The organism is Bacillus sp. FSL K6-3431, assembly GCF_038002605.1.
GTDB lineage: Bacteria > Bacillota > Bacilli > Bacillales > Bacillaceae_C > Lederbergia.
Genome location: NZ_JBBOCT010000001.1, coordinates 4,899,253 through 4,914,384, shown reverse-complemented (window position 1 = coordinate 4,914,384; position 15,132 = coordinate 4,899,253). Strand labels below are relative to the sequence as shown.

The following is a 15,132-nucleotide window of genomic DNA, read 5'->3' as shown; positions in this document are numbered from 1 at the left end:
TTAATATAAGAGCTTGGCAGATACATTTTGCCAAGCTCTTTCAATTAATAATATTCAATTTCAGTTTCCCAGCCATGATTCAATACTTCTTCGTTAGCAATTGCTTGTTTTGATGTGGATACTCCCTCTTTTATGGTAACTACTTTCTCTCCCATATTTATCCCATCTTTTAACATTAGAGCATTATCCACATGTTTAATTACAAACGAACCATCAGAGTTACATCTAATTCTCCGGGTCCATTTATCCATACAGCATCATCCTCCTTGAGAATATATAAATTAATCTCGCAAAATCTGGCTGCTGCCACAAAGCAAAATTGCCCTTATTTTGAATATTTACCCACTTTCTAATCTGTCAAACAATTTAATAAGAAAAAACCAGATAAAAGCATCTATTAGGTACAAGTGTTATAATAATGTGATTGCTAAATTAATTAGAGGTGAATGTAGTGGAACAGCCTAAAAAAAAGTTCATGAAAGATTCTATTACAATTAAGACAAGCCATGTTTTCCCACCAGATGCTAACCATTTAGGTACTCTATTTGGCGGTAAGCTTATGTCCTATATTGACGATGTCGCATCGATTTCAGCTCTTAAATTTGCTAGAAATCTTGTTGTTACAGCATCAACAGATTCAGTAGACTTTATCAAACCGATTCGGGTTGGGGATGCCGTAACATTAGAAGCTATGGTTACTTGGACAGGCCGTAGTTCAATGGAAGTATTCGTTAAAATTATGGCTGAGCATTTATTAACTGGAAAACGCGCTGTAGCTGCTTTATCATTTTTAACATTTGTAGCTTTAGATGAGAATGGAAAGCCAACAGCTGTACCGGAAGTAGTTCCTGAAACGGATGAAGAACGCTGGTTAAATGAAACAGCAAATACAAGAGCTGCACATCGAAAAATTCGTAAACAAGAAAGTAAAGACCTCGTATCTTTTTTCTCAAATAATGACTCCAACCACTAAACAGCCAGTTACCACGGCTGTTTTTCTCATATCTATGCATCAGATTTTAACTTTGCTTCAAAAATCCCATCTGGCCTTCTTTATCTATTTTCACCATTGTTTGTTTTTTTACAGGAAAGTTAAGTTTTCATAACAAGAACAATCACCCGTTTCACATAAAGCCCATCCTACCAATTGTTTAGCAAGGATTTCTATCACTTTTGCTTGTAATATTTCCCCTCTTCCATTTTATGTTACAAGCAATCAGTGTCATAATTGTCTATACTTATAAAAAGTCTATCTCTAATTTTTTATATAAGAAATGCAAATAGATGTATGACTAGACTGAGTGATGAGACATGAAAGAGTCGTAATGGCGAAATGGGACTTAGACTAAACCCGCCACGTCCTGGCAACTTCAAAGGAATACAGCTAGACACTATGAGAGTTTTTTAAAGATTAAACTTATATTATCTTTAATGTAAAAAATGCAAAGGTATGGTGAAATTTATGTTTTCGAACACTGAAATAGGAATTGATTTAGGTACAGCTAACGTACTTATTTACACAAGAAATAAAGGAATCGTTATGAATGAACCGTCTGTCGTAGCGATAAATACTGATACGAATAAAGTACTTGCAGTTGGCTTAGAAGCTAAGAATATGATCGGAAAAACCCCCGGTAATGTCTCTGCGGTCCGCCCTTTACGGGATGGTGTGATTGCCGATTTTGATATTACAAGTCAACTTCTTAAAGAGGTCATGAAAAAAGCCGGAAAAACACTAGGATTTACCCTTCGCAAGCCTGATGTTGTTGTTTGTACCCCTTCGGGTGCAACGTCAGTAGAAAGAAGGGCTATTCATGACGCAGTGAAAGCTTGTGGCGCTAAAAATGTACATCTAATAGAAGAGCCAGTTGCAGCGGCAATCGGTGCGGATCTTCCAGTAGAAGAGCCTGTAGCGAATGTAATTGTCGATATTGGCGGTGGTACAACAGAAGTAGCCATCATTTCTTATGGTGGTGTTGTAACTTGTAATACGGTAAGAGTTGGCGGAGATCTATTAGACGAAAATATTATCCACCATGTAAGAAAGTATTATAATCTCCTTATAGGAGAACGTACTGCCGAACAAATAAAAATCGAAATTGGCCATGCCTTAATAGAGCATCCTGAAAAAATGATGGATATACGTGGACGTGATCTCGTATCAGGTCTCCCCCAAACCGTGACACTTAGCTCAACAGAAATTCAAGATGCTTTAAAAGAATCATTGCTTCATATATTAGAAGCAATCAGAGCTACTTTAGAAAACTGCCCTGCAGAATTAAGCGGTGATATTGTTGACCGTGGCGTTGTATTAACAGGTGGGGGTGCCCTTTTAAACGGAATCCAAGAATGGTTGAGCAAAGAAATTATTGTTCCTGTGCATATTGCTCCAAATCCATTAGAATCCGTTGCAATTGGGACTGGAAGATCACTTAAATTTATTAATAAGCTACAAAAAGCAGCAAGATAACAAGAAAATCCCTGAAGCGCTTTGAAGCGCCTCAGGGATTTTCACTTTATTCATGCTTATTTCTTATCTTCTTCATTTACTATTACTTCCTCTTGCTTGTTTCCTTGACGCATTTCGGAAGTTAAAGCATCAATGCTTCCTTTTACATTGTGTTTACCCGACAGGTTTTCTAACATTTCTTTTACATCTATTCCTGACGATGCTTTCAATGTTTCTTGCATTGTTGCCATGAGATTTGTTGCATAACCTGACACTTTATTTGCGCCGCCTTCACTGTTTCCACCTGTATCAACAACTGTAATTTTGTCAATATTACCAAGTGGTGCAGCAACTTGCTTCGCATATTCAGGAAGCATTTTTAATACCATATCGAGAACTGCCGCCTCACCGAATTGCTCGAATGCTTCCGCAACTTTTTCTTTCGCTTCTGCTTCAGCAAGTCCCTTCAAGCGAATGACTTCTGCTTCAGACTCCCCTTGAGCACGTTGTGCATCTGCTTTCGCTACACCATCTAATCGCACTCGTTCTGCTTCCGCTTTGGCTGTCGCTTCTACTCGATATTGATGTGCATCTGCTTCTGCCATTTGTTTCATCTTTTCTGCATTTGCGGCTTGTTCTACTGAATAACGATCCGCATCCGCTTTCTTCTTCACTTCTGAATCATACTGAAGTTCACGACGTAAAATCTCTTTCTCTTCAAGCTCAATTTGCTTTTGACGCTCGATTATTTTGATTTGCATCTCATGTTGTGTTACTTCTTGCTTGGCACGAGCAGTTTCTAAATCGTATGCTTGGTCGGCAGTCGCTCTTGCTATATCTTGCTCACGACGGTATTCTGCCATTTTTAATTGATTAACTTTTTCAGCTTCAGCAATTTCAGTTGCACGTTCAAGCTCGGCTTTTTTTCCATCTTTAGCAGCTTCCGCACGCTTAATACGAGTTTCTTTATCAGCGTCCGCAGTTGCGATATCAGCGTCTCTTTTTACTTGCGCAATTCGTGGTTTACCTAATGAATCTAGATATCCATTTTTGTCACGAACTTCTTTAATCGTAAAGGAAACGATTATTAAGCCCATTTTTGCTAAATCTTGTGAAGCAACACGCTGCACTTCTTGAGAGAACTTATCACGATTCTTGTATATTTCCTCGACTGTCATTGATCCCAAAATCGAACGTAAATGACCTTCCAAAACTTCTTTCGCTTCATTTTCTCTATCTTCTTTCTTTTTACCTAAAAATTGCTCAGCAGCTGTGGCAATTTCACCAATAGAACCGCCAATTTTAATAATTGCCGTTCCATCAGCCATTACTGGAACACCTTGTTCTGTATAAACTTCTGGTGTCGTTACTTCAAGTTTACTAGACAATAGACTTAGTGGCTCTGCCTGTTGGAAAACAGGCAGTACAAACGTACCACCACCACGAATAATTTTAATTCTATTTCCTGAATCATCTGTATGTACGTTTTTTCCGCCGAGATAACTACCTGTTACAATAAGTGCTTCATCTGGTCCCGATGTCCGATATTTTGTAACAAATATACCAAACAAAGCAAGTAGAATAAAAGCAACAATAGCGACAACAATCCAAACTCCATATTCAATCATTTAATTTCCCCCTATAATAAATTTAATTATACAAAACTTTTTTGATATGGCGAAACATATAGTACGCCTTCTTTCACTTCAATTACGAGCACTTCAGTTCCTTCTAAAATCGGTATATCTTCAAAGCTAGCGGCGGGCTTCGAAATCATTCCGCTATAACTTTCAATAAATACTTCACCAAATCCTTTATCAGGTATCGTAAGAATTACTTTTCCAACTCGGCCCTCCAAGGATTTCTCCGTATAACTAAGCGATTGTTCAGCAGAAGCCATCGGGATTAAAATAAAGACATTTAATAAAAGGTCTAGCAAAAAGCTCCCTATTGCGGCTATAACGATAATAATTATACTATTGAGAGATGTTATTTTTTCGAGGATAAATCCGCCTGCAGAAAAAAATGTAATAAAAGCCAATATCAATACTGGGTTTAATAATCCAGTTGCTTCACCTATAGCTTCAAGCACATCACCAAAAAACAAATATAAAATCGTCAAACTTCCAGATATAATGAGCAGGCTAAAATAGATTGTTTCAATTGACATGCCAAATAATGTCATGGTCATCAATCCCTTTACAATAAATTTTCACTCAATATTACAACCACCCCTTACATTCTATTTTACTACTTATCTATTCATACGGCTATATCAGCAAAATAGTTTCATTTTTATGGAACTTTATTTCATAACCGGCATTCGGCTACGATTTTTATATCCCTATAACTAAAACATCAAAGCAAGCTAACGGATCTGCATTCATTAATTCTTTACACTAGTAGTTTCATGACATTTACCATTACTTAGTGATGCAGCTTGGATTTGGGCAAATTTAATCGCACCTAATGCAACAATCCTTTTCGCATCACGCGGGGTAACAATTTTACAATTATTAAACATTGCTGTTAATGTGTACTGTTTTGCTACGGCTATCGCTTTATCCATATATCCTTTAAATGTAGCAGTACTACCACCCACAACAATATATTCTGGATTAAATGTATGAATCACATCGCTGAGTGCTAAGCCAAAATAAAACCCTGCTTGTTCTATGACATCTATTGCAAACTTTTCATTATTATCAAGAGCTGTTAATAGCTCCCCAATACCGCACCCCGCCTTATTAAGAATCCCATTTCCACCTGATATCTCATTTAACCCTTCCACGCCACCATTAATAGGATAAGGGTTGGAGCCAAGTTCTCCCGCCCAGCCATTCTGACCTAATACATTCACACCTTCTGTTCTAACTGACATCGCAAACCCCGAACCTGCCATTATCAGGGCAAAAGTAATGTCTTCTTTATAAAACTGTTCCTCATAAACCATAGCGGCTTTAACATCATTGATAAAATATGCCTTATAATTTTCAGTATTAAAATATGCTGCTTTCATACCGCATAAATGTCTTAAATGACTTATTTTTAAAGTGTTATCCTCAACGAGTCCCACAACGCCCATACCAATTGCCTCAGGTACAAAAGGTAGACTATCAATAAATGCAAAAATTTCATCTTTTAAGTATTCTGGAGTTACTTCCAAACCTGTTGGCACCGTTTTATCAATGTATTTACCATCCCACTTTGCAGTCATTAACATTTTAGTACAGCCAGCATCAATACCAATAATTTTATTCATCCTGTTTTCACTCCCTTTTTATCAGTTTCAGATAGAGAAAAAGTAAAAGTAATTTGATTCCCTAATAAAACCAGTCTTTTCATATAGACTTTGCGCAGATAGATTATCTTGGTCCGTCTCTAATAAAACACCTTTAGCACCTGTTTCTTCGACAAAAGCAATTGCCTTTTCCAATAACTTTTTCCCAATTCCTTTTTTTACGAACACTGGCTTCCACATACAAATCATTTAACACCCATACCTGCCTCATACTAACGGATGAGAATGATGGATATAACTGAACAAATCCTATAGGTTTATCTCCATCATAGGCCATGAAAACTACTGATTCCTCAATAATTAATCTTTCTTTCAAAAACATCCTTGCACTGCTAAAGATCGGACGTTTGATGGTAGAAAACCCTGTACAAATCAAAAAGTTCTGTTAAAGAGTCAAGGTCATTCAATGTTGCTTTTTCAATATTCACCCATTGTTACCCTCCCTCTATAAATATTGATGTATCAACGGTTTGACTCCTATAATAAACCGCTCCTCCAGATAGAGACACTCGCTAATGAATCTCTATTTTTCAGCAATATATTCCACTATAAAAAAGCCAATGACACAGACAATACTAATGATATATAAGACAGGCAATTGGCCAGTAAAATACCCAAATGTATTAGAAATTGGAGCAATTAACATGATGATCGCTAACATTATTTTTACTATTATTGCTCGCTCTTTACTTACTTTTTTCTTTCCCATGCTGATTCCTTTCACTATATCTTTATCGGAATGTCATGTATAACCGTGAAAAGGTATTTCTCTTTCCTAGAAATATATTATTTGGGTAATCCTATTCCTTGCAAGGGAAAGAATTGAAACTTCACTTCTCCAATTATTGAATCATCAGATATAAATCCAAAGATCCTACTATCCTTACTACGCAAACGATTATCGCCCATAACAAAAAGCAACCGTTTTGGCACCCTCGTTTCCCCTGTAAGCTCCTTCAATGAAAAGTCACCAGTCAGATTACCGAATGCCTCTTCCTTATTTTCTTTTAAATAAGGTTCGTCAACTGCTTTCCCATTTATATATAGGATGTCATTTTTCATTACTACGCTATCTCCGGGTAGACCTATCACTCTTTTAATATATTTTTCATCTGCATCTGGCGCTTGGAAAACAATCATATCAAATCGTTGAACATCAGAAATTTTACTTATCAAAACCCTATCTTTATCTTGGAACGTAGGCTCCATGGACTCACCAAACACAGTTGTAGGAGAAAATAAGAAATGGCGGCATAGAAACGCTAGTATAAAGGCAAATGCGAATGATTTAATCCAAGAGTAGACTTCCCGCCTTGTATGTTCTTTCATTGACAAGCTCCTTTAAAGTATGATGTAAACATATATATATATTAAATCTTACCTTTTAATCATCCATATTCATAGACATATATACATATTTATTGTTTTATAATCGTTCCTTGGTGAAAAACATTTGCCATCTTCCTTATTGATATAAATGCTTCTTCAAAATTACGTGACTATTCATTTCTTCGCCCCCTTTAATCTTCATTTACATGTTAGAGTCAGTGGTATCATCATTTGATGCTACATTTTCCGCCGCAAATAGTTTCTCATAAACATGTATGGGGATTTCAATTTCCATCGTTCCATTAGACGAATCATTTATTACATGCTTTATCTTAGATTCACCTTTGCTCACTTTTATTAATCTGTTAGGCACACTTGTTCTCAAGCTAATAATTCGCTGCCCTTCTTCATCTTCTTGTATTTTAACCTCAAATCCATCAGAAAAATAACTTTCATTAATTTTGTAGTCTTTACTTTTAAAATAAGCTTTTAATCTACTAAACATCGAATTTCCTCCAATATTTTACTTATATCTAATAGTAACTAACAGGTATAGTGCAGCAATTTCAAGATACGTCAATTGTTCTGAATAAGATTGGATCGTGATATTTAATGGCTGGAATAGATTATCATAACTAATCTCCGCGATGTTCTTGTCATCATCATTAATAATAACCTTTTTATTCCCTAAATTTTTTTTAATCTTATAAGTCCTTCCACTAGTCTGCACTTCCCATCTAGGGTTAGTTTTTATTTTTGTTTTGTCATATAAGGTAAAATCGCCTATATTATTCGATTTTCCTTCCCATTTTGACTTCACTAACGTTTTCATTCCTAATACCTCATTAATTTCACAAACTAAATCATTATCAACGTCATACGCATGAACATTAATGATAAAATCATTTCCGAAAATAACATCGCTTATTTTTTGGAACTTATTGCGAAAAATTCTCTGGATAGATCCTACTTTTTCCTGCTTATTATCGAATATGTCCAAAACCTTTGTACTACCTGTAAATACTGCATTTTTAAATGTGAAAACGCTCATACTTATCCCTCTTTAATATTTGTATTCGACGGTGGAATAGAATAGTTTATTGACTGATAGCTCTCTCCATATTATCACTTCCTATTATTTACGTTAAAATATGATCAAAGGTTTCAAACCATTTTTACATATAAAAATAGCGCCTCTACACTTAGGTAGAAACGCTCATAAAATTAGATTTATTCATTCCAATTCCAATATTTTATTTTTCCTAAAGTAACACTGTGAATGCCTTCTAGTTCTTGCAGCTTTAATAATTCTTTGACTGGGCCAGTGACAATTGCACCATATGCTTGGAATCCCTTCTCATTTAAGTAATCATATCTTTCTTGCAGATGTTCCGTTTTTAGTAATCTTTCTGCTAATCGTTCATTTTCTTTTAACATTGTTTGCATATTATCCAGCATCGCTACTTGACTCTCTTCTATCGTGCCTTTATCTAACCCATTTACCAAGGAGCCACCTCTATAATCTTCATTAATCAGCCTAGCGCCAGAAAGTCCCCATGGTTGAATCAATGACATCGAATCTCCTCCGCTACTAAGGCCTCCTTCATTGAATTGTTCCCATTCTCCCATATACAAGGGCATCCAGAGAACAGTTAAATCATATGGAGCTACGAGCTCTAGTATTTCTTTCGGAGATTGATATTCCTCTGTGGAAAATGCTAAGTCAGCAACATTACCTTCGTGAATCATATCCAGCGTATCCCACACACCCGGATCCTCATCACCAGCCAATTTCCGGCCAGACTCTGGATCATAAGGTAAACCAAACCAAAACCCTTGGTCATCTGAATCATAGAGATAACTTTCAGCTATATCTATATGAGTAAATGCGGACAAAATCGGTTTATTTAAGTTTAATTGTGATACGACATAATCCTCCTTTCCAATTTTTCTAATTAAAGGAATTTCTATTTTCTGTGTTAGGAAAGGCGTGATTTCTTTCGGAGAATCCAATGAAAGATCACTCGTTAATTCGGGATATGTCCAGTCAATAGCTAATTTTTGATAAAATTCCGTTCGTACCCCAACTTTACTAAAGTCATATGAAATCGATAGTACGATCATATAAATTGCATATAAAATGAATATCGTAATAAGCACACGCACTATTTTAAAAGTTAATCTTAACGAAAAACGATTTTTATGTTTTTTTATAATTTCCTGTGCTTTCTGTTCATTCCATTCCATCGTCTACACCTCTTTCAAAGTTTTTCCCTAATCGCTCAGCTAATCGTTTAAATCGTTGCCTCGCCCTGTGCAAACTTACTTTTACTTGATTAAGTGAAATATCCATCGTTTCCGAAATTTCTTCATACGAAAATTGCTCATATTCTCTTAAATAAATAAGTGTGCGATAATTCTCAGGTAATAGCTTCATAATATCAACAATTTCTATCTTCATTTCTTTTTCAGCTAATGCTTCCTCCGGGACTCCATACGGACTCTCGAAATCCGTTGAATTTGAGAGATAATCATAAAACGGCACCCATTTCCACCTTTGCCTTTTGCGCCACTCATCCATATATGTATGGCGGGCTACTTTGAATAACCAGCTTTTCACCTGGCTGTTTTCGTATAATTCCAATGATAAAGTGGCACGATAAAATGTTTCTTGCACAAGTTCCTCAGCCATTATATGTGATCCTGTTAATTTCAATAAATAAAAATAAAGAGGCTCAGCGAAAGCTACATAAATCGTTTCTAAGTCATCATTTCTCTTTTTATTCACCTTCGCCCTCACCCCTCCTTACTTAAAATGCATATGTCTGGATAATGTTACAGTTTTATATATTTTTCTTATTTTGTATGCTTACTCTAGGAGAACTGGATCCTTAAGTTTATATGCCAGCACAGTGGGCAATTCACTGCTTTTTTCTGCATTTTATTCAAACTCATTATTTGAAGATGACGCTTCTTTAAATAGTCTTATTATGGGCACAGTAAGATCATAGTTACAAAATAACAATTATAATGAACACATTAGTATTTGTAACTATACTTACATGCTTCATTATATTGTAGATTTAAATTTATCAATGTCGTTTTTAAAGAACAGTATCAATCATATTTACTGACGTTTTTTGATAAATATTTAAACTCAATTGTGAATAAATTATTACAAATTTAAATTTATTGATCTCTTCCTTCTTATTTATTAACTTCAAAGTAACTTTACAATCCCTTTGCGTTATGAATGAAATAAACATAAACTAAGATATAATGCTAGTTAATCGGAGATTTACATTTATTCAATGTTCTTTCACAAATGGCTCATTTACCTTTATCCTGTGCTAAGTATTGTTGAAAGGAAGATGTTAAGGAGGAATTTTATTGTCTGTTTTGCATGTTGTTATTATAGCGCCACTACTTTTGGCATTTCTTGTTCCTTTTCTACATAAGAAATTACCAGGTCTTCATACAGGCTGGTTTGTTCTCATACTTCCCGCGGCGTTGTTCATTTATTTTCTTCGGCTTATTCCAGCCATGAAAAATCAAGGATCGATTCAAGAAACCGTTAACTGGATTCCTTCGCTCGGCATTAATTTTACAGCCTATGTAGACGGACTTGGATTGTTATTCGCTTTGCTGATTACCGGAATTGGTGCATTAGTTGTGCTTTATTCGATTTTTTATTTATCAAAAGAAAAAGAAAAGATCGGTTCTTTTTATGTTTATCTGCTCATGTTCATGGGAGCCATGCTCGGAGTTGTGCTTTCAGACAACTTGATTGTCCTGTATGCCTTTTGGGAACTGACATCTTTTTCATCATTCTTACTAATTGGTTTTTGGTATGAACGCGAACGTTCACGCTACGGTGCTCAAAAATCGATGCTCATAACTGTGTTTGGTGGACTTGCTATGCTCGGCGGCTTCCTCCTTCTTCATGTAATGACAGGTTCCTTTAGTGTAAGAGAAATCATTACAATGACTAGCGACATTAGTTCAGAACCGCTGTTCATTACAGCATTAGTGCTAGTATTACTTGGGGCTTTTACGAAATCCGCGCAATTCCCCTTTCACATTTGGCTTCCCGATGCAATGGAAGCACCTACTCCTGTTAGCGCATATTTGCACTCTGCCACAATGGTCAAAGCAGGAATTTATATGGTTGCCCGCATGAGTCCGATTTTTGCTGAACAAGGCACTTGGTTTTGGCTCGTTGGCGGTATAGGAGTATTGACTCTGCTATGGGGTTCAATCAACGCTGTAAAACAAACGGATTTAAAAGCGATTCTTGCATTTTCTACAATAAGTCAGCTCGGCTTAATTATGTCTTTGCTCGGTGTTGGCGCTGCCGCCCTTCACTTTACGGAAATGGATAATAATATTTACATGGCCGCAACTGTCGCCGCTGTTTTCCATTTAATTAACCACGCTACTTTTAAAGGGAGTTTGTTCATGGTCGCAGGAATTGTAGACCACGAAACAGGTACAAGAGATATCCGTAAACTTGGCGGACTTATGCAGATGATGCCAATTACGTTCACTATTGCTTTAATTGGTACATTTTCAATGGCGGGCTTACCTCCTTTTAATGGATTTTTAAGTAAAGAAATGTTTCTTGAAAGCATGGTTGACGTGCTATCGTTGAATATATTCCAACTTGGAACTTGGGGCGTCCTTTTTCCTGTAGTTGCCTGGGTTGCGAGTGTTTTCACGTTCATTTACAGCATGATTCTCTTCTTCAAAACATTCACAGGTAAGTCCAAGGTAGAAAATTTACCGCAAAAGCCACACGAAGCACCGATTGGTATGCTTATTTCTCCAATCATCTTAGCTACGCTTGTGATCGGTTTTGGCTTGTTCCCTAATGTACTTTCTACGTCTATTATTGAACCAGCTGTAGCATCTATCGTTCCTGGCCTTATAGATGCAGGACAAGTTATTAATGTAAATATTTCATTTTGGCATGGTTTCTCTCCCGCTCTATTTATGACAATTGGTATTATTTTAATTGGTATATTACTTTACATCACTTTGCCTAAATGGAAGAGAGTTTATGGACTACTTTCTAATCAATTTACGTTAAATAACATGTATGACAATGGATTAATTAAAATAGAATCGGGATCTAAGAACGCGACAAATCGTTATATGACGGGTTCAATCAGGACATATATGATTTATATCTTTATTGCCATTATCGGCATTCTTAGTTTTTCAATGTTTAAGAAAGATGCTTTTTTGTTAGACACGACCAATGTAGCACCAATTGGTGTTTATGAAGTTGTACTTACACTGATTATTGTCGGAGCGTCAATCACCATTTTAATGGCAAAGTCACGCCTAACATCGATTGTTGCACTAGGAGCGATTGGATACACTGTCGCACTATTCTTCATGTTGTTCAGAGCACCAGATCTTGTTCTCACCCAGCTCGTTATTGAAACGATATCTGTTGCATTATTTCTTCTTTGCTTCTTTCATTTACCGAAATTGAGCAGGAAAGAAGAACGGATTAAATTTAAACTAACAAATGCGATTGTTGCTGCTGGTGTGGGTATTGTTGTAACTTTAATCGCCCTCTCGGCACATAGTACGAAGATTTTTGATTCGATTGCACAATATTATATTGAAAATACGGCAGATAAAGCTGCTGGAGGAAATATGGTAAACGTCATTCTCGTTGACTTCCGCGGGTTTGATACGATGTTTGAAATAGCCGTATTAGGTATAGCCGCTCTAGGTATTTATGGAATGATTAGATTAAGGCTTTCAAGGAGGAAGAGTGAATGAATACAAATGATCTTATTTTACAAACCGTTACTAAAATCGTTTCATTTATTATTCTGCTGTTCTCCCTTCATATATTTTTTGCAGGTCATTACAATCCAGGTGGTGGCTTTGTTGGTGGACTTCTAACATCCGGTGCCATTGTGTTGCTATTACTTGCTTATGACATAAAGACGGTGGCGAATAGTTTGCCTGTTAATTATAGAATTATGATCGCAGTTGGAATGTTATTTGCAATCGGAACTGGAATCGGATCACTGTTATTTAATGTTCCTTTTCTCACCCATGCCTTTGGATATTTCACACTACCTATTCTTGGAAAAACTTCCCTGCATACTGCTGTATTATTTGATATCGGTGTGTACTTAGTTGTCGTTGGTGCCACGATGACCATTATTCAAACGATTGGAGAGAGCGAATAATGGAAATTTTAATGTCCGTATTAATTGGCCTTCTGTTTGCAAGTGCCGTTTACTTAATGCTTTCAAAAAGCTTGCTAAGGATTATTATTGGCACAGGACTCTTAAGTCATGGAGCCCATCTGATGCTATTGACAATGGCTGGATTGAAGCGGGGTTCTGTGCCACTACTTGGAGAAAATGCTGAAGCATATACAGACCCTATTCCCCAAGCGCTTGTTTTAACAGCAATCGTCATCAGTTTTGGTGTAACAGCTTTTTTCTTGGTCGTGGCCTATCGAGCTTATCAAGAACTTGGCACTGACAATATTGATGAGATGAGAGGTACTGAAACTGATGATTAATTTATTAATATTGCCAATTGGAATTCCACTTATCACTGCAGTTATTTTAATGTTTTTCGCAAAAAAGGTCGCTATCCAGCGGTGGATTTCCGCTTTCTCAATGGCTGGAACATTCATTGCTTCATTAATTTTGATTCATAAAATCGATCAACGTGGCATTCAAACGCTCGATCTTGGAAGCTGGCCTGCGCCTTTCGGCATTACACTCGTATCTGACATGCTGTCCGCTTTGCTTGTTGCTACAGGTTCTTTTATCGCACTTTGCTGCATTCTTTACTCCTTTGGCACAATTGGAAAAGCACGTGAAAAATTTTATTACTATTCCATCGTTCAATTTTTAATGGTAGGTGTGAACGGAGCATTTACTACGGGTGATATTTTTAACATGTTCGTATTTTTCGAAGTGATGCTTATGTCCTCGTACGTGCTTATTGTCATAGGCGGCACGAAAATTCAGTTGCGTGAATCCATTAAATATCTGCTTGTGAATGTGACGTCATCTGCATTATTTGTTATTGCAGTCGCGTATTTATATTCGATGGTAGGAACATTAAATATGGCCCATATTTCCGAAAGAATTGCGGAAGCTGGCCAACCAGGGATCATGACAGTCGTTGCAGTGCTCTTTTTGATTGTTTTTGGATTAAAAGGAGGTATATTTCCACTCTTCTTTTGGCTTCCGGGTTCTTATTATGCACCACCTGCACCCATTATGGCGTTATTCGGAGCCTTGTTAACAAAAGTAGGTGTATATTCGATATTAAGGACATACACACTATTCTTCTATCATGATCAAGGATTTACACATGAGCTTCTCATTATCTTATCACTCATAACGATCGTTCTTGGTGCAATCGCTGCGATCGCATATAAAGATATGAAGAAGATTATCATTTATAATATTGTTGTTGCGATCGGAATCATTACGTATGGAATCGGTACGATGAACGCTGACTCTTTGAGTGGGTCTGTCTTCTATTTAATCCACGACATGATCATCAAAGCGGCATTGTTCATGATTGCAGGTGTCATCATTGCAATCACTGGCACGGGCAATTATCAGAAATTTAGCGGGTTGATTCGGCATTACCCTTTGCTTGGCTGGACCTTCTTTCTATCGATTCTTGCACTTGCAGGTATCCCTCCTTTAAGTGGTTTTATCGGAAAAATTTTGATTGCAAGAGGAGGTTTTGCGGAAGGTGACGTTGTTGGTGCACTGATCATTCTGTTCTCCAGTCTTTTCGTGTTGTATTCGTTGATGAGGGTGTTCATCAATAGCTTTTGGGGAGATGCGAGTGGTAGTAAAGTGAACCATGATATTGCCGTTGGCAAGTTGCTTATTCCTATTATCATGCTAATGGTCGCCTCCATTTCTTATGGAGTTTTCTCCGAATACGTCAATATGTATATTACCCAGGCTGTAGATGTGCTCATTGATCCGTCTCTTTACATCGAGGCTGTTTTAAACAAGTAAACATGCTTATGCAAATTTTCTGG

Annotated in this window: 16 protein-coding genes and 1 pseudogene; 6 read left to right on the top strand and 11 right to left on the bottom strand. The window is 36.7% G+C overall.

What is annotated here, in order from left to right; all coding sequences use genetic code 11:
* Positions 1–44: 44 nt before the first annotated feature.
* Positions 45–251 carry a hypothetical protein gene (locus MHB53_RS23425; RefSeq protein WP_340923106.1) on the bottom strand — a complete coding sequence of 69 codons (207 nt, stop codon included), beginning with the start codon at positions 249–251 and terminating at the stop codon, positions 45–47.
* 200 nt (positions 252–451) lie between these two features.
* On the opposite strand from MHB53_RS23425, the gene MHB53_RS23420 reads away from it, so the two are divergent.
* Entirely contained in the window at positions 452–973 is a 522-nt protein-coding gene (locus MHB53_RS23420; protein WP_340923104.1) for an acyl-CoA thioesterase, read from the top strand.
* Between the two features lie 489 nt (positions 974–1,462).
* The gene (gene mreBH, locus MHB53_RS23415; protein ID WP_340923102.1) at positions 1,463–2,470 is read left to right on the top strand and encodes a rod-share determining protein MreBH; all 1,008 of its coding nucleotides are present in this window, start codon (positions 1,463–1,465) and stop codon (positions 2,468–2,470) included.
* A 56-nt stretch (positions 2,471–2,526) separates the two neighbouring features.
* Here the strand turns inward: mreBH and MHB53_RS23410 are convergent, their stop codons facing one another.
* The 10 genes and pseudogenes from MHB53_RS23410 to MHB53_RS23365 form a co-directional block, all read right to left on the bottom strand.
* Positions 2,527–4,077, bottom strand: coding sequence for an SPFH domain-containing protein (locus MHB53_RS23410; protein WP_445661475.1), 1,551 nt, complete (start codon positions 4,075–4,077; stop codon positions 2,527–2,529).
* Positions 4,078–4,103: 26 nt separating this feature from the next.
* Entirely contained in the window at positions 4,104–4,634 is a 531-nt protein-coding gene (locus MHB53_RS23405) for a hypothetical protein (RefSeq protein WP_340923099.1), read from the bottom strand.
* A gap of 201 nt (positions 4,635–4,835) precedes the next feature.
* Positions 4,836–5,711, bottom strand: a complete 876-nt coding sequence (locus tag MHB53_RS23400; protein ID WP_340923097.1) for an ROK family protein — start codon at positions 5,709–5,711, stop codon at positions 4,836–4,838.
* 27 nt (positions 5,712–5,738) lie between these two features.
* Positions 5,739–6,178, bottom strand: a pseudogene (locus MHB53_RS23395) (GNAT family N-acetyltransferase).
* A gap of 95 nt (positions 6,179–6,273) precedes the next feature.
* A complete protein-coding gene (locus MHB53_RS23390; protein ID WP_340923095.1) occupies positions 6,274–6,459 on the bottom strand; it encodes a hypothetical protein in 186 nt (61 codons plus the stop codon).
* A gap of 77 nt (positions 6,460–6,536) precedes the next feature.
* The gene (gene lepB, locus MHB53_RS23385) at positions 6,537–7,079 is read right to left on the bottom strand and encodes a signal peptidase I (protein WP_340923094.1); all 543 of its coding nucleotides are present in this window, start codon (positions 7,077–7,079) and stop codon (positions 6,537–6,539) included.
* Between the two features lie 202 nt (positions 7,080–7,281).
* Positions 7,282–7,584 (bottom strand): hypothetical protein, encoded by a 303-nt coding sequence (locus MHB53_RS23380; protein ID WP_340923092.1) that lies wholly within the window; start codon positions 7,582–7,584, stop codon positions 7,282–7,284.
* Between the two features lie 18 nt (positions 7,585–7,602).
* Entirely contained in the window at positions 7,603–8,130 is a 528-nt protein-coding gene (locus MHB53_RS23375; RefSeq protein ID WP_340923090.1) for a tubby C-terminal domain-like protein, read from the bottom strand.
* 179 nt (positions 8,131–8,309) lie between these two features.
* A complete protein-coding gene (locus MHB53_RS23370; protein WP_340923088.1) occupies positions 8,310–9,326 on the bottom strand; it encodes an anti-sigma factor in 1,017 nt (338 codons plus the stop codon).
* Positions 9,313–9,867, bottom strand: a complete 555-nt coding sequence (locus tag MHB53_RS23365) for a sigma-70 family RNA polymerase sigma factor (RefSeq protein ID WP_340923086.1) — start codon at positions 9,865–9,867, stop codon at positions 9,313–9,315. Before MHB53_RS23365 ends, MHB53_RS23370 begins: the two co-directional genes overlap by 14 nt.
* Before the next feature lie 602 nt (positions 9,868–10,469).
* Between MHB53_RS23365 and MHB53_RS23360 the strand changes: the two genes are divergently transcribed.
* Genes MHB53_RS23360 through MHB53_RS23345 form a run of 4 tightly spaced genes read left to right on the top strand, consistent with a single transcriptional unit; the run spans position 10,470 to position 15,109 of the window.
* Entirely contained in the window at positions 10,470–12,875 is a 2,406-nt protein-coding gene (locus tag MHB53_RS23360; protein ID WP_340923084.1) for a Na+/H+ antiporter subunit A, read from the top strand.
* On the top strand, positions 12,872–13,294 hold the full coding sequence (locus MHB53_RS23355; protein ID WP_340923081.1) for a Na(+)/H(+) antiporter subunit B: 423 nt from the start codon (positions 12,872–12,874) through the stop codon (positions 13,292–13,294). Before MHB53_RS23360 ends, MHB53_RS23355 begins: the two co-directional genes overlap by 4 nt.
* Entirely contained in the window at positions 13,294–13,635 is a 342-nt protein-coding gene (locus tag MHB53_RS23350; RefSeq protein WP_340923079.1) for a Na(+)/H(+) antiporter subunit C, read from the top strand. Before MHB53_RS23355 ends, MHB53_RS23350 begins: the two co-directional genes overlap by 1 nt.
* Positions 13,628–15,109: a Na+/H+ antiporter subunit D gene (locus MHB53_RS23345; protein ID WP_340923077.1), complete on the top strand. Its 1,482-nt coding sequence runs from the start codon at positions 13,628–13,630 to the stop codon at positions 15,107–15,109. The genes MHB53_RS23350 and MHB53_RS23345 overlap by 8 nt, the downstream gene beginning before the upstream one ends.
* Positions 15,110–15,132 lie beyond the last annotated feature (23 nt).